This window comes from Actinosynnema sp. CS-041913 (genome assembly GCF_050942485.1).
GTDB lineage: Bacteria > Actinomycetota > Actinomycetes > Mycobacteriales > Pseudonocardiaceae > Actinosynnema.
Genome location: NZ_CP192037.1, coordinates 9,255,248 through 9,269,859, shown reverse-complemented (window position 1 = coordinate 9,269,859; position 14,612 = coordinate 9,255,248). Strand labels below are relative to the sequence as shown.

At 68.9% G+C, this 14,612-nt stretch carries 19 protein-coding genes; 12 read left to right on the top strand and 7 right to left on the bottom strand.

Annotation, left to right across the window (positions count from 1 at the left end):
- Positions 1–443: 443 nt before the first annotated feature.
- The 9 genes from rpmH to ACQPZF_RS42105 all read left to right on the top strand — a co-directional run bounded on the left by rpmH (position 444) and on the right by ACQPZF_RS42105 (position 6,332).
- Positions 444–587, top strand: a complete 144-nt coding sequence (gene rpmH, locus ACQPZF_RS42145; RefSeq protein ID WP_433266912.1) for a 50S ribosomal protein L34 — start codon at positions 444–446, stop codon at positions 585–587.
- Between the two features lie 13 nt (positions 588–600).
- Complete coding sequence (gene rnpA / locus ACQPZF_RS42140; RefSeq protein WP_433266910.1) at positions 601–984, top strand: ribonuclease P protein component; 384 nt, start codon at positions 601–603, stop codon at positions 982–984.
- Entirely contained in the window at positions 981–1,250 is a 270-nt protein-coding gene (yidD, locus tag ACQPZF_RS42135) for a membrane protein insertion efficiency factor YidD (protein ID WP_433266908.1), read from the top strand. The genes rnpA and yidD overlap by 4 nt, the downstream gene beginning before the upstream one ends.
- Positions 1,251–1,253: 3 nt before the next feature.
- Positions 1,254–2,336: a membrane protein insertase YidC gene (yidC, locus tag ACQPZF_RS42130; protein ID WP_433266906.1), complete on the top strand. Its 1,083-nt coding sequence runs from the start codon at positions 1,254–1,256 to the stop codon at positions 2,334–2,336.
- Positions 2,337–2,354: 18 nt separating this feature from the next.
- Positions 2,355–2,897, top strand: a complete 543-nt coding sequence (locus ACQPZF_RS42125; protein WP_433266904.1) for a protein jag — start codon at positions 2,355–2,357, stop codon at positions 2,895–2,897.
- 127 nt (positions 2,898–3,024) lie between these two features.
- Positions 3,025–3,483, top strand: coding sequence for an NUDIX hydrolase (locus ACQPZF_RS42120; RefSeq protein WP_433266902.1), 459 nt, complete (start codon positions 3,025–3,027; stop codon positions 3,481–3,483).
- Positions 3,484–3,640: 157 nt separating this feature from the next.
- Complete coding sequence (gene rsmG / locus ACQPZF_RS42115; protein WP_433266900.1) at positions 3,641–4,318, top strand: 16S rRNA (guanine(527)-N(7))-methyltransferase RsmG; 678 nt, start codon at positions 3,641–3,643, stop codon at positions 4,316–4,318.
- A 167-nt stretch (positions 4,319–4,485) separates the two neighbouring features.
- Positions 4,486–5,358, top strand: coding sequence for a ParA family protein (locus ACQPZF_RS42110; RefSeq protein WP_433274964.1), 873 nt, complete (start codon positions 4,486–4,488; stop codon positions 5,356–5,358).
- Positions 5,355–6,332, top strand: coding sequence for a ParB/RepB/Spo0J family partition protein (locus tag ACQPZF_RS42105; RefSeq protein WP_433266898.1), 978 nt, complete (start codon positions 5,355–5,357; stop codon positions 6,330–6,332). The genes ACQPZF_RS42110 and ACQPZF_RS42105 overlap by 4 nt, the downstream gene beginning before the upstream one ends.
- A gap of 82 nt (positions 6,333–6,414) precedes the next feature.
- Here the strand turns inward: ACQPZF_RS42105 and ACQPZF_RS42100 are convergent, their stop codons facing one another.
- Complete coding sequence (locus tag ACQPZF_RS42100) at positions 6,415–7,359, bottom strand: D-alanine--D-alanine ligase family protein (protein WP_433266897.1); 945 nt, start codon at positions 7,357–7,359, stop codon at positions 6,415–6,417.
- Positions 7,360–7,407: 48 nt separating this feature from the next.
- Positions 7,408–8,724 (bottom strand): PLP-dependent aminotransferase family protein, encoded by a 1,317-nt coding sequence (locus ACQPZF_RS42095; protein ID WP_433266894.1) that lies wholly within the window; start codon positions 8,722–8,724, stop codon positions 7,408–7,410.
- A gap of 171 nt (positions 8,725–8,895) precedes the next feature.
- Here ACQPZF_RS42095 and ACQPZF_RS42090 point away from each other — a divergent pair, with 171 nt between their 5' ends.
- The 3 genes from ACQPZF_RS42090 (at position 8,896) to ACQPZF_RS42080 (ending at position 11,387) form a co-directional block, all read left to right on the top strand.
- On the top strand, positions 8,896–9,528 hold the full coding sequence (locus ACQPZF_RS42090; protein WP_433266892.1) for a GNAT family N-acetyltransferase: 633 nt from the start codon (positions 8,896–8,898) through the stop codon (positions 9,526–9,528).
- 70 nt (positions 9,529–9,598) lie between these two features.
- Positions 9,599–10,351 carry an ArsR/SmtB family transcription factor gene (locus tag ACQPZF_RS42085; protein ID WP_433266890.1) on the top strand — a complete coding sequence of 251 codons (753 nt, stop codon included), beginning with the start codon at positions 9,599–9,601 and terminating at the stop codon, positions 10,349–10,351.
- 40 nt (positions 10,352–10,391) lie between these two features.
- On the top strand, positions 10,392–11,387 hold the full coding sequence (locus ACQPZF_RS42080) for a YdcF family protein (RefSeq protein WP_433266888.1): 996 nt from the start codon (positions 10,392–10,394) through the stop codon (positions 11,385–11,387).
- Here the strand turns inward: ACQPZF_RS42080 and ACQPZF_RS42075 are convergent.
- The 5 genes from ACQPZF_RS42075 to ACQPZF_RS42055 form a co-directional block, all read right to left on the bottom strand.
- Positions 11,384–11,566: a DUF397 domain-containing protein gene (locus ACQPZF_RS42075; RefSeq protein ID WP_433266887.1), complete on the bottom strand. Its 183-nt coding sequence runs from the start codon at positions 11,564–11,566 to the stop codon at positions 11,384–11,386. The genes ACQPZF_RS42080 and ACQPZF_RS42075 overlap by 4 nt on opposite strands.
- Positions 11,567–11,926: 360 nt before the next feature.
- Entirely contained in the window at positions 11,927–13,105 is a 1,179-nt protein-coding gene (locus ACQPZF_RS42070) for an AAA family ATPase (protein ID WP_433266885.1), read from the bottom strand.
- A gap of 81 nt (positions 13,106–13,186) precedes the next feature.
- Complete coding sequence (locus tag ACQPZF_RS42065) at positions 13,187–13,366, bottom strand: DUF397 domain-containing protein (RefSeq protein ID WP_433266883.1); 180 nt, start codon at positions 13,364–13,366, stop codon at positions 13,187–13,189.
- A 143-nt stretch (positions 13,367–13,509) separates the two neighbouring features.
- Positions 13,510–13,689 carry a DUF397 domain-containing protein gene (locus ACQPZF_RS42060; RefSeq protein ID WP_433266881.1) on the bottom strand — a complete coding sequence of 60 codons (180 nt, stop codon included), beginning with the start codon at positions 13,687–13,689 and terminating at the stop codon, positions 13,510–13,512.
- Positions 13,664–14,554, bottom strand: coding sequence for a helix-turn-helix domain-containing protein (locus ACQPZF_RS42055; RefSeq protein ID WP_433266879.1), 891 nt, complete (start codon positions 14,552–14,554; stop codon positions 13,664–13,666). The genes ACQPZF_RS42060 and ACQPZF_RS42055 overlap by 26 nt, the downstream gene beginning before the upstream one ends.
- Between the last annotated feature and the right edge of the window lie 58 nt (positions 14,555–14,612).

Here is a 14,612-nt window from a genome sequence, read left to right as displayed (position 1 = left end):
CTCCGCGCTCCCCTCCCCTCGGTGACTCCCCCGCGGTCAGCCCCCGGGGACTGCCACGACGTGGACACGGAGAATAGAGGCATCCACAGAGTTATCCACAACTGTGCACGAACGCGCGCGTCGGAGTGCAGCGGATCCCCCCGTTGCTCCCGAACACCCAGCGGTGGCGTGTGGCGACGTCTGTGCCGGCCCACGGCCTACCCGCGAAGGCAGCACGCTAACAAGGTGCGGGCCATGCCACAAGGCGTAGGTCGTCGCAAGCGTTTTACGTGCTCGGCACGTCGCCCAACGTGCTCGCCGAGACCCTGCCGGCGACCCCGATTTGAGTCCCGCCCCCGGGGCTGCGTACCCTGGAACGGTCTCCGCTTGCGAGGCGTGCTCTTTGCGCGCGCCCATGGACCCGCCGGGGACGACCACAGACGTTCAGCACCGGGAGTCCGACCGTGAGCAAGGGTAAGCGCACCTTCCAGCCCAACAACCGCCGCCGCGCCAAGACGCACGGGTTCCGGCTGCGTATGCGCACCCGCGCCGGTCGCGCCATTCTGGCCGCGCGCCGCAGCAAGGGCCGCACGCAGCTTTCCGCCTGATCGCCGCAGCGCCGTGCTACCCGCGGCCAACCGGCTGACCCGCAGCCAGGACTTCGGCCTGGTGGTCCGCCGAGGCCGCCGGGCCGGCCGGCCCCGGCTGGTCGTGCACGCCCTGGTGCCGGGCCTTCCGGCCGCGGGCGTCGAGGCGGAGCCGACTCGTACGGCGCAGCCCACCTTGGACCCGTCCAAGGTGGGCTTCGTCGTGAGCAAGGCCGTGGGCAACTCGGTGGTCCGCCACCGGGTGAGCCGCAAGCTCCGGCACGTCGTGCGGGACCGGCTCGGCGACCTGCCCGCCGGCACGTCGCTCGTCGTCCGCGCGCTCGCGCCGGCCGCCGAGGCGAGCAGCGCCGAGCTGGGGCACGACTTCGACGCCGCGCTGCGCAGGCTGCTGCGATGACCGACCGGGTGAGTCCCGTGACGCGGGCGCTGTTGTTGCCGATCCGGTTCTACCGGCGGTTCATCTCCCCCGCGTTGCCCCCGACCTGCCGTTTCCACCCGAGTTGCAGCGCCTACGCGGTGGAAGCGCTGACCGTCCACGGTCCGCTGCGCGGCTCCTGGCTGGCCATCCGCCGGCTGGGCCGCTGCGGACCCTGGCACCCTGGTGGCCTGGACCCCGTTCCGCCGAGGCGAACCACGGTCCCCGACCTTCCTGCCGAGGAGTAGCTAGTGCTCAACTTCATCTACTACCCGGTGTCCTTCATCCTGTGGTGTTGGCACTGGGTGTTCGGCCACATCTTCGGCGAGTCGAGCGGGTTCGCATGGGCGTTGTCCGTGGTGTTCCTCGTCTTCACGCTGCGCGCCCTGCTGTTCAAGCCGTTCGTCGGCCAGGTGCGCTCGATGCGCAAGATGCAGGAGTTCGCGCCGGAACTCCAGAAGATCAAGAAGAAGTACGCGAACGACCGGCAGCGCCAGGCGCAGGAGATGCAGAAGCTCCAGTCCGAGCACGGGGTGAACCCGCTCGGCGGCTGCCTGCCGATGCTGGTGCAGATCCCGGTGTTCATCGGCCTGTTCCACGTGCTGCGCTCGTTCAAGCCCGGCTGGGGCGAGGTCTACTTCTTCGACGCCCAGGGCGTGGAGTCGTTCGTCAACGCCAAGCTGTTCGGCGCGAACCTGTCGACGTTCATCACGATGCCCGCCAACGAGCTGGCGCAGTTCGCGACCTCCCGCAACGCCGTGATGCTGGTGTCGATCCCGTTGATGATCATCGCGTCGATCGCCACCCACTTCACCGCGCGGCACTCGGTGGCCCGGCAGACGCAGGCGGCGGCGGACAACCCGCAGACCGCGATCATGAACAAGCTGACGCTGTACATCTTCCCGGTCGGCGTCCTGGTCGGCGGTCTCTTCTTCCCCGTCGCGATCCTGCTCTACTGGCTGAGCAACAACGCGTGGACGCTGGCGCAGCAGTACGTCGTGTACCACCGCATCGACCGCGAGGAAGCCGCCAAGAAGGCCGAGGCGACGCAGCAGCGCCAGGCGCTCGCGCCCAAGCCCGGCGTGAAGCCGAAGCCGGGCGCCAAGCCCGCGCCGGGTGTGAAGCCGCCGGCCGGCGCGAAGGCGGCCAAGCCCGTCGACCCGAAGCCCGTCGACCCGAAGCCCGTCGACCCGAAGCCGGCGGCCGAGGAGAAGAAGCAGGACACCCCACCGTCGGACGAGCCGGCCGCGAACGGCAAGCCGTCCACCGAGATTCCCGGTCTGAGCCCAGGCCGATCCGCGGGCAAGAAGCAGGGCAACAAGAGGCGTCGTTGACCCTGGAGAGGAGACATCGTGTCGGAGACGTTGCAGGCTACCGACGTGGACACGCCGGAGGCTGACGAAGCCCCACCGGTGCGGTCGGGGAGTTCGGAGGACCTGCTCGTCCAAGAGGGCGACATCGCGGGGGACTACCTGGAGCGGCTGCTCGACCTGCTCGACTACGACGGGGACATCGACCTCGATGTCGAGGCGGGTCGGGCGATCGTGAGCATCGACGGCGGTGACGACTTGGAGAAGCTGGTCGGGCCCCGCGGCACCGTGCTGGAGTCGCTGCAGGAGCTCACCCGGCTGGCCGTGCAGCAGGAGACCGGCGTGCGCAGCCGGCTCATGCTGGACATCGCCGGCTGGCGGGCGGGTCGGCGGGCGGAACTCGCGGACCTCGGCAAGACGACGGCGGAGAAGGTGCTGGCGTCCGGGGAGAAGGTGCGGCTGCACCCGATGACCCCGTTTGAGCGCAAGGTCGTCCACGACGCCGTCGCGGCGGTGGCGGGCGTGCACAGCGAGAGTGAGGGCGAGGAGCCGCAGCGCCGCGTTGTGGTGCTACCCAAGCCCTAGGGTTCTGTCGGAGAGCGGCCCCTGGTTTCACGTGAAACCAGGGGCCGTTTTCGTGTCCGCGTGATGGTCGACTCTGCTTCGGGCGGAGGACTTCCCCTGCTCGTGTTTCACGTGAAACGGTCGCGGCATGACTGAGATCATCCGGAAGCTGCGCGTCGCCGCCTACGCAGTGATCATCGACGAGGGGCGCATCCTGCTCTCGCGATGGCTGGGGCCGGAGCGACCGAGGTGGATCCTGCCAGGCGGCGGCGTCGACCACGGCGAGGACCCGTACGACGCGGTGATCCGCGAGGTGTTCGAGGAGACCGGCTACCACGCCGAAGTCCGCCAGTTGCTCGGCATCCAGAACGTGCACGGTCCGCTCAACCGGGACGGGGTCGATCTCGACTACCACCGCATCCGGATCTTGTACGAGGCGAAGATCGTCGGCGGCGACCTGACCTACGAGGTGGGCGGCACGACCGACCGGGCGGAGTGGTTCCCGCTTGAGGACGTGCCCGCGCTCGACCACGTCGAGTCGGTCGACATCGGACTGGAGATGTACCGCACGCGCCCACTTGACGGCCGGATTGCTCGTTTCACGTGAAACACGCCGTTCTGGTCGTCCTAATTTGGCGTGTCGCCGGGGTGATCCGTCATAGTGGGCGTCGGCACAGTCGTGGGGCGCTCGAAGCCCCCGTGGACGCCCCCATCAACCCACCGGCCGACCACCGCCGTGTGGTTTCACGTGAAACGACGGAGACATGGCCGTAGCTCTGGAGGACCGCGCGAAGCGGGTGTTCGGCGATCACTACCCCAAGGCGGTCGCCTTCACGAACCTGCTCATCGAGCACGGCGTCGAACGCGGCCTCATCGGCCCGCGGGAAGTCGACCGCCTCTGGGACCGGCACATCCTGAATTCGGCCGTTGTCGCGGAGTTGCTCCCCCAGGGTTGCCGCGTCGTGGACGTAGGCTCGGGCGCGGGCCTGCCGGGCATCCCCCTGGCGATCGCCCGACCCGACCTCGACCTGATCCTGCTGGAGCCGATGGCACGTCGGGTGGCGTGGCTGACCGAAGTGGTCGACTCTCTCGGTCTGAGCGCTCGGGTGTTGCGGGGACGAGCCGAGGAGGCGGCGGTGCGGGAGCAGGTGGCCGGCAGCGATGTCGTGACGGCCCGCGCGGTCGCCCCGCTGGAGCGGCTCGCCCGGTGGTGCCTGCCGCTGCTCCGGCCCGGTGGTCAGCTCGTCGCCCTCAAGGGCGAGAGCGCCGGCGAGGAGCTGGAGCGGGACGCCCAGGCGGTGCGGCGGGCCGGGGGTATCGGAGGCCGGGTCACCACCTGTGGTGGCGAACTACTCGAAGTGCCGACGACGGTCGTGCTCGTGGAGCGCGAGGAGCAGGCGAGCCGCCGTGACGGCGCGCGTCGCAAGAGGAAGGATCGGTGACCGTGTATCCCGACCCCCTGCAACCGGTGTTCCACGCGGCCGGTGTTTCACGTGAAACCGACCGGGAGGGCGCGGTGGGCGCGGGTGAAGTGCTCCGCCCCGACAACCGACCGGACGCCGACGGACCGACTGCCAACGGCTCGGACGACAACGCAGGAGACAGCACCGTGTGGACCCCCATCGCGGAGGAAGCAGCGCGCGCTACCCGTGTGCTGCACCCCGACTCCCTCCAACTCCCCAAGCCGACCCACCGCCGCGTCCTCACCGTCGCGAACCAGAAGGGCGGCGTCGGCAAGACGACCAGCACGGTGAACCTCGCCGCCGCGCTCGCCATCCACGGCCTCAAGGTGCTCGTGATCGACCTCGACCCGCAGGGCAACGCGAGCACCGCGCTGGCCGTCGAGCACCGGTCCGGCACGCCGTCCGTGTACGAGGTGCTGATCGGCGAGCTGTCGGTCGCCGAGGCCGCCCAGGTCAGCAACCAGTCCCCCAACCTCTTCTGCGTGCCCGCCACGATCGACCTCGCGGGCGCGGAGATCGAACTCGTCTCGATGGTCGCCCGCGAGTCGCGGCTCAAGGAAGCGCTCAGCCCCGAGGCGCTGGACCCGATCCGCCCGGACTACGTGTTCATCGACTGCCCGCCGTCGCTGGGCCTGCTGACCGTCAACGCGATGGTCGCCGCCCAGGAGGTGCTCATCCCGATCCAGTGCGAGTACTACGCGCTGGAGGGGCTGGGGCAGTTGCTGCGGAACATCGAACTCGTCCAGGCGCACCTCAACCCGACGCTGCTCGTGTCCACGATCTTGCTCACCATGTACGACGGCCGCACGAAGCTGGCCGACCAGGTGACCAGCGAGGTGCGCGGCCACTTCGGCGACACGGTGCTCAAAACGGTGATCCCGCGCAGCGTGAAGGTCTCCGAGGCACCAGGATTCGGTCAGACGGTGCTCACCTACGATCCCGGTTCACGGGGCGCGATGAGCTACCTCGACGCGGCACGGGAGATCGCCGAGTTCGGCGCGGAGATGGGGTCGGCATGACGGAGCAGCGCAAGGGTGGCCTCGGTCGCGGTCTCGCGGCCCTGATCCCGAGCGGCCCACCGGCGGGTGCGCCGACGCCGATCCGGGCCGTCCCGAACGGCGCCACCCCTGCGCCCTCGTCCGACGCGACGCCGTCGGGCGAGGTGGCCGGCGCGGTGTACCAGGAGCTGTCGGTCACGTCGATCCGGACCAACCCGAAGCAGCCCCGGCAGGTGTTCGACGAGGAGGCGCTGCACGAGCTGGAGCACTCCATCCGCGAGTTCGGCCTCATGCAGCCGATCGTGGTGCGGGCGACCGGGCCGGACACCTACGAGCTGGTGATGGGCGAGCGCCGCTGGCGTGCCACCCAGCTCGCGGGTCTGAAAACGATCCCGGCGATCGTCCGGCAGACCGCCGACGACGTGATGCTGCGCGACGCGCTGCTGGAGAACATCCACCGCGTGCAGCTCAACCCGCTGGAGGAGGCGTCGGCGTATCAGCAGCTACTGGAGGAGTTCGGCGTCACGCACGAGGAACTGGCCGACCGCATCGGCCGCAGCCGCCCGGTCGTCACGAACACCATCCGGCTGCTGAAGCTCCCCCTCCCCGTGCAGCGGCGGGTCGCGGCGGGCGTGCTGTCGGCGGGGCACGCGCGGGCGTTGCTCGGGCTGGAGGACCCGGGGGTCCAGGAGGAGCTGGCCACCCGGATCATCGCCGAGGGCATGTCGGTGCGGGCGACCGAGGAAGCGGTGACGCTGGCGAAGTCGGCCGAGCCCGCGAAGGCGAAGCAGGTGCGGCGGAAGCCGATCCAGGCGCCGGGGTTGCAGGAGCTGGCGGAGCGGCTGTCGGACAACTTCGACACGCGGGTGAAGGTCGAGTTGGGGCAGCGGAAGGGTCGGATCGTGGTCGAGTTCGGCTCGGTGGACGATCTTGAGCGGATCATCCACCTCATGGCGCCGGATGCGACAAATCGGACACGTTCTTCGGACGTATGATCACCCACGGGTCTTATGTCACGGTGATGAATACGGCCCGCATCCGAACGGATGCGGGCCGTAGTTGAGTCCTAAGCAATGTTCAACGTGAAACAGCGCGCTCGATGAGCCCCGAGTAGATCTCCCCCAACGACTGTCCGGCCGCCTCGACCGCCATCGGCAGCAGCGAGGTCTCGGTGAGTCCCGGCGACACGTTCACTTCGAGGAAGTGCACCGTGCCGTCGGCCGCGACGATCGCGTCCGTCCGCGACACGTCCCGCAGACCCAACAGCCGGTGCGCCGAGATCGCCAACTCCCCGACCGCCCGCGCCGCGTTCGCGTCCAGCCGTGCCGGCGCGTGGAAGTCGGTCAGCCCGGCGGTGTACCGCGCGTTGTAGTCGTAGATGTCGTTCTCCGGCACGATCTCGACCGGCGGCAGGGCGTAGGGCCCGTCCGGGCCGTCGACCACCGTCACGGCCACCTCGACGCCTTCGACGTACCGCTCCGCCAGCACGGTGTTCCCGTACGCCAGGCAGCCGACCATCGCGGCCGGCAGGTCCGCCGAGTCCCGGACCACCTGGGCGCCGAGCGCGGACCCGCCCTGGTCCGGCTTGAGCATCAGCGGCAGGCCGAGCTTGTCCACCATCGCGTCCAGCACCGGCTGCGCGCCGAGTTCGCGGAACGTCGCGCGCGGCAGCACGGTCCACTCCGGCGTCGTCAGGCCGGCGCGCGTCAGCTCGGCCTTGGCGGTCGGCTTGTCCCACGCCCGGCGGCACGCACGCGAGTCCGTGCCGACGAACGGCACCCCGACGAGTTCCAGGATCGTCTGCACCGACCCGTTCTCGCCCTCGCCCCCGTGCAGCGCCACCACGACGGCATCGGGCCGGTGCTCGCGCAGCTTGGTCAGGAGTTGGGCGTCGGCGTCCCACTCCTCCACGACCAGGCCCGCCGAACGCAGCGCGGCGGAGAGCCGGCGACCGGATCGCAGGCTCACCTCCCGCTCGTGCGACAGACCACCGGACAGCACTGCGACCCAGCGGTCAGACAACTTCTCTTCTCCTGATCAGGCGGTGTGGGGCGACGGGGCTGCGGGCCGTCAGGCGGTGTCGGGTGACGGCGTCTGCAGACCGGGGAGCGATCGCGCGGCCGTGGGCCCGAACGTCTCGTGCAGCTCCAACTCGTCCTTGATGACGTCCGCCAGGCGGCGCACGCCTTCCCGGATGCGCTCCGGCGTCGGGTAGCAGTACGAGATGCGCAGTTGCCTGCTGCCCAACCCGTCCGCGTAGAACCCGGTGCCGGACGCGTACGCCACGCGCTGCGTGATGGCACGCGGCAGCATGGCCTTGGTGTCGATGCCCTCGGGCACGGTCAGCCAGACGTAGAACCCGCCGTTCGGCTTGTTCCACGTGGAACCAGCCGGCATGTGCTGCTCCAGCGCCGAGATCGCCGCGTCCCGGCGTTCCCGGTAGGCCTCGCGGTAGGTCTTGACCTGGCCCTTCCAGTCGTGCGTCGACAGGTAGCGGGACACGATTAGCTGGTTCAGCGTCGGCGGGCACAGCGTGGCGGACTCGGCGGCCAGCACCAGCTTCTCCCGCACGGCGTGCGGCGCGAGCACCCAGCCCACGCGCAGGCCCGCGGCGAACGTCTTGGAGAACGAGCCCAGGTAGACCACGTTGTCCGGGTCGGTGGACCGCAGCGCCGGGTACGTCACGCCGTCGAAGCCCAGCAGCCCGTACGGGTTGTCCTCCACGACCAGGATGCCGTGCGCACGGCAGATATCGAGCACCTCGGCCCGCCGCCGCACGGCCAGCGTGACGCCGGCCGGGTTGTGGAAGTTCGGGATCGTGTAGAGGAACTTGACCCGCTGACCTGCGCGTTCGACCGCGAGGATGGCTTCCTTCAGCGCCTCGGGCACCAGGCCGTCGGCGTCCATGACGACGTGCACGACCTGCGCCTGGTACGCCGAGAACGACCCCAGCGCGCCCACGTACGACGGACCCTCGGCCAGCACGACGTCACCGGGATCACAGAAGATCCTGGTCACCATGTCCAGGCCCATCTGGGAACCCACGGTGACGACGACGTCATCCGGATGGGCGTGGATGCCCTCCAGCGCCATCACGTCGCAGATCTGCTCGCGCAGCTCGGGCACGCCGTGCGCCGAGCCGTACTGCAACGCCACGAGGCCGTCGTGCGCGATCAGGTCGCCGATCTCGGTCGACAGGGACTCCAGGGGGAGCGCCGCCAGGTGGGGCATCCCTCCCGCCAGGGACACCACCTCGGGTCGGCTTGCCACCGCGAACAGCGCCCGGATCTCCGATGCCGTCATCCCCGCCGTGCGCGCCGCGTACCGGCGCAGGTGGGGATCGAGACTCCTGGGCCCTTGCTTGGCGGGCTGTCCGGGCACATTCACGGGGAACTCCGACGTAGTAGCGGTTACCGGCGGGTGTGTTCGTACGGGTTACCGGCGGGTTCGTTCCCGGCTGAGTGTAACCGCCGTCCCGTTCGGGGCATTCGCCTTCCAGACGGGGGCCACCTCCGCCTATCCTTCGTAGGGGTCGCATTCGGGGGTTGGGAGGTCGGGGTGTCGCGACGCGTTGTGGGCGTCACTCTGGACAACCTGGAGCACCTCTCCAAGCACAGCCGGACGTGCGTGTTCTGGGAGCTGGCGCCGCACCTGAAGGACCAGGCCGAGGAGTTCGGGGACACCGAGTTCGAGAAGGAAGCCTGGGTGTCCAGCGTCCTGCTCGAATGGGGCTCGTGCGGCCGGATCATCTACTGCGACGGCATCCCGGCCGGTTCCGTGTTCTACGCGCCGCCGGCGGCCGTGCCGAGGTCGCTCGCCTTCCCCACCTCCCCCGCCAGCCCCGACGCGGTGCTGATGACGGGCCTGGAGGTGCTGCCGGAGTTCCGCGGCGGCGGGCTCGGGCGCGTGCTGGTGCAGACCGTGGCGAAGGACCTGACCCGGCGCGGCGTGAAGGCCATCGAGGCGTTCGGGGACAACCGGCCGGACGAGGCCGAGCGGTCGTGCGTGACGCCGGCCGACTTCCTGCTGCAGGTGGGCTTCAAGACCGTGCGGCCACACCCCCGCTGGCCCCGGCTGCGGCTGGAGCTGCGCAGCGCGTCCTCGTGGAAGGAAGACGTCGAGGCGGCGTTGGAGCGCCTGCTCGACTCGGTGACCGTGTCGACGGCCGAACCGAGCTTCCGTCCCGTCTGATTTCTCGCTCTGACCTGCGGTTTCTTTGGCGTGAGTTGACATGCAGGTATTTGACTGCATTACTGTGGGTGTGGACAAGGTGTTCAAGGCCCTCGCGGACGAGACCCGGCGCTACCTGCTGGACCGGCTCCGCGAGGAGAACGGCCAGACGCTCGGCGAGCTGTGCGCCCGGGTGGGCATGACCCGGCAGTCCGCGACGCAGCACCTGGGCGTGCTGGAGGCCGCGAACCTGATCACCACCGTCCGCCGGGGCAGGGAGAAGCTGCACTACCTCAACCCGGTGCCGCTGCACGAGATCCAGGAACGGTGGATCGGGCGGTTCGACCAACCCCGGCTGCGGGCGTTGAGCGCGATCAAACGACAGGCGGAGGCCGCGATGAAGCCAGAGTTCGTGTACGTGACCTACATCAACAGCACCCCCGAGAAGGTCTGGGAGGCGCTGACCGATGCCGACCTGACGGCCGCCTACTGGGGGCACCACAACGTGTCGGACTGGCAGGTGGGTTCGTCGTGGGCCCACCGCCGGGCGGACGGGTCGGGCATCGACGACGTGGTGGGCGAGGTGCTGGAGAGCGATCCGCCGCACCGCCTGGTGACGACGTGGAAGGACCCGGCGGACGTGGCGGTGTCGTCCACCGTCACGTTCCTCATCCAGCCGTACGGCGAGACTGTGCGGCTCACCGTGACCCACGAGGGCCTGGCCGACGGGGCCGAGCGGGCGCAGGCGGCGTCGGGCTGGGCGGCCGTGCTGTCCAACCTGAAGACGCTGCTGGAGACCGGGCAGGTGCTGCCGTTGCCCCCGTGGGAGATGCCGGAGCGCTGAGGGCTGGGCGGCCGGCCGGTGCGCCGATTACGTTGGCGTCGTGCTGTTCGCGATCATCGCCGTGGTGTCGGCTGTGTTGTTCGGGCTGGGCGTGCGTCGCGACCGGCGTCGGATGGCCAATGCGGTCTGGCTGGGCCTGACGCTGGTGTTCGCGCTGCTCTGGGTGGTGTCGCGGGACGACCTGCCGGCGTGGCTGGACGACGTCATCCGGTCGGCGTTCCTGCTGGGGGCGTTGGGGGCGGGGCTGGTGCTGCCGGTGGCGCTGATCGTCAACGGCGTGGTCATGCTCCGGCGCGAGGGGTGGGGCCTGGCGAACCTGTTGTCGCTGCTCACCGGCCTGGCGATCATCAGTCTGGTGGTCGTGTTCGGGTTCGCCTTGATCGATGACCGGACGTGGGTGCACGCCGTGGTCGGGTCGCTGGTGATCGTCTCGGCGTACGTGGCGTTCCTGTTCGTCAGCCTGCTGCTGTACTCGATCATCTACGGCAAGACCGGCCGCCGCACGGGCTTCGACGCCGTGATCGTCCTCGGAGCAGGCCTCAACGGCTCCCGCGTGCCACCCCTGCTGGCCGGCCGCCTGGACCGCGCCGTCACCGTGTTCCGCCGCGAGGTGGCCGCGGGGCACTCGCCGCTGGTGGTCGTTTCCGGTGGTCAGGGGGCTGATGAGGACGTTTCGGAGGCGGTGGCGATGCGCCGGTACCTGATCGGCCGCGACGTGCCTCCGGCCGCGATCGTGGTGGAGGACCGGGCGACCAGCACCGAGGAGAACCTGCGGTACAGCCGGGCTCTGCTGGACGCGCGCGGGCACAGCGGCCGGACCGTGGCGGTGACCAACAACTTCCACGTGTTCCGAACCGCCGTGCTCGCCCGGCGGATGCGGATGAGGCTGGAGGTCATCGGGTCGCGGACGGCCTGGTACTTCCTGCCGAGTGCGTTCCTGCGGGAGTTCGTGGCTTTGCTGGTGCGGCATCCGATCACGCACACCGTGCTGTGCGGGCTGCTGGTGGCGCTGTACCTGTGGGTCGTGCTGGCTTAGCGCGGCTCGATGGCGGCCAGGAACGCCTGCCACTTGCCCAGGGGGAAAGCAATCACCGGACCGGTGGGGTTCTTCGAGTCGCGGACCGCCACCGCCTGGCCGGCCTGGGCGATCTCGACGCAGTCGGTGTTCGCGCCGCCGCTGTAGCTGCTCTTGCGCCACGTCAGGGCCTTGGTCATCGCGGTCCTCTCGACGGTCGTAGGGCTACGGGTTGCCGCGCCGGGCGAGCCCTTCGCCAAACGGATGGCTTGCTGGAGGTCAGGGTGGTGCGGGACCGTTCGACGTCGATCACGCACCAGCACTCATCGACCTCTTTGTTGGTGGCGTGTGCGATAGTGAGCTTTACGAGGATGAGCGGCACCCACTGCTCCAGGTCGATCTCGATAGTGATCGCGGCGTTGCCGCGAACCTCGCGCAACCGCTTGAGTCGTTGAGGTAGTCGGGTTCGAACGCGACTCCTTTCCAGTACACGGCGCTGGTCTTGCGTTCCGGCCGAGTGGTGGATCCTTCGACGCGGGTGACCCTGCTCCGAGCCATCGTCAGCCGATCAGCCGGAGCGTTCGGAGCACTTCGGTGCGGTTCACATCCGGCAGCGCGCCGAATCTGCCGTGCAGGTAGGCGTTTTCGAGGTTCTGTGACTTTCGCACACGTTCTCCCGCGAACTCCGCCAACGCGCCGAGCCGGGTCGTGCCTTTCTCGGTCTTCTCGGTGAGCCAGACTTCGTCCCGGTTCAGGTGGTTCAGCAGGCTGGTGTCGTGCGAGGTGAAGATCAGTTGCGCGCCTTGGGGGTTCGTCACCGGGTCCTGGAAGAGGCGGATCAGTTGCGCCGACAGTGTCGGGTGCAGACTCGCGTCAAGCTCGTCGAACAGCAGAAGCGAGCCATGTCGGAGGGCCGTCAGGACGGGTCCGATGAGGTGGTACCACGTCTGGGTGCCGGCGGACTCGTCATCCAGTCCGAACGGCACCCGTTCATCATTCGCGGTGCGGTGTACGAGGCGAATCCGGGAGTGCTCGCTCTCGATCATCACGTCATCGATCCCCAGATCGGCCATGCGCAGCATCGCCGTTGACCGGCTGCGGTCCTCCGGATCGTCGAACCATTCGCAGGTCGGCCGGTGCGCAGCCGTGCGCCCGCGCCGCATCAGTCCGAATGCCTGTGTCAGGGCAAGATCACGATAGAAATCGGAGATCAAAGGTTCATCGAAGCGCTGAGCGATGGAGAGTGCGAGTGTTCGCGGGGTCAACAGTTCCCGCGTGCCCGACACGTTGCCCAGACCGCGCTGGAGCTTGAGGTCTTCGCCGTCACGCTCGAATATCCGTCGACGTTTCTTCTCCGGGTAGTGGAACAATCCTTCATAGTGCACGCGCTGCTGATCGAGTTCCACCACGTACTCGTAGCGGACATCTGAGATGACCGATTCCACCGTGAACTCCGTCAGGAGGTCAGAACCGCTCGCGAAGGCAGAGGGCTCGGTGGGAATCCGTTCGTCCCAGAGTCGCAGCGAGTGCTCGACGGCAGCCGTGAGCCAGTTCAGGGCGGCGAGGACGTTCGACTTGCCGGAGGCGTTGGGGCCGTAGATGGCCGCCACGGACAGCAGGCTCTCGTTCAGGTTGGGCACGGGCCGAGCCTCGGGGCGGTCGCGGTCGACGGCGACCATCGAGAGTTCGACCGGGTCCAGGATCGAGCGGAAGTTCGCCACCTCGAACCGGATCAGCACGGTGGTCCCTCTCGGTCGTCCGGGGGCGGTCAGAGCCTGGTTTTCGTCAGGTATGGACGAGAATCGGCCGTTGTCGACAGCTCAGGCGCGGTGAGCCGTGACGAACGCCTGCCACTTGCCCACTGGGAAAGCGATCACTGGTCCGGTGGGGTTCTTGGAGTCTCGGACTGCCACCGCCTGCCCGGCCTGCGCGACCTTGACGCAGTTGCTGCCGCCCTCGCCGCTGTAGCTGCTCTTACGCCATGTCAGGGCCTTGGGCATCGCAGTCCTCTCGACGGTCGTCCGCCTACGGCTACCGCGCTGAGCGCGCGAATCACACTCCACCCCTTGTCGCTGACGGGGAAGCCCGGACGGCGCAGGTGGCACGGCGCATCGTCCGCCCAGTCGCCTTGCTGTGGCGCTCCCTACGGCTGGTGTCGGTGGAGGAACGCCTGCCACTTGCCCAGGGGGAAAGCAATCACCGGACCGGTGGGGTTCTTGGAGTCCCGGACCGCCACCGCCCGCCCGGCTTGGGCGATCTCGACGCAGTCCGTGTTGCCGCCGCCGCTGTAGCTGCTCTTACGCCACGTCAGGGCCTCGGGCATCGCAGTCCTCTCGACGGTCGTAGAAGTCCGCCCAGCGGGCGAACGCCGACCGCGATTGTTCCGCATCGAGCGCGAGGCTTGCGAGTACCTCGCGCTTGCGCTCGTAGGCCTTGATGGCGGCGGGGGCTTCGATGAACACGGTCGCGACGTCCGTCTCGCTGTACGCGACCGGCCCCACCGACGGCTTGAAGGTCATCAGGTTGAACGAGTGGGACAGTGCCGGGTGACCGCCCGCCGACGCCGGGATCAGCCGGGGCTGGACGCGTGCCCAGTTGCACATGAAGGACAGCCGCATCATCTGGTCCTGCATGATCCGGTTGGAGCCGATCCTGCCTGCCAGGCTCGTCTCGTGGATGAAGAACTCGGCGGTCGGCGAGTCCGGCCCGGCCAGCACCGATTGGCGGTCCATCCGGCCTTTCAGCATGAAGGCGAGTTCTTCGGCGGAGTCGACACCGTTCTGAGTGATCACCGTTCGGGCGTAGTCCTCCGTCTGGAGCAGGCCCGGGACGATCATCGGCTCGTACTTGCACATGGTGAGCGCGGCCCGCTCGTGGATGATCAGGCAGGTCAGGTTGTCCGCCAGCCTCCCGTCGTGGGAGCGCAGGAAGTGCCCGAGGTCCTGTTCGTGGATCAGGCGGCGGATGCGGGCGCGGCTGGCCGGGTCTATCTCCAGGCGGCCGAGCAGGGCTCCCAGGTCGAAGTCGCTGGCTCCGCGCTGGCCGTGCTCCAGCCTGCTTACCTTGCTGGCCGACCAGCCCAGCGACTTGGACAGCTTGTCGGCGTTGAGGTTGATCCGGGTGCGGGCCTCGCGGAGTTCCGCACCCAGCTCACGACTGCGGACGGTGGTGAGGCGTTCGGGTTTCACGGCGGTCGACGCTAGTGGCTCCACCGGCCGACAAGCCCTGATCAGGGGTGGAATCCAC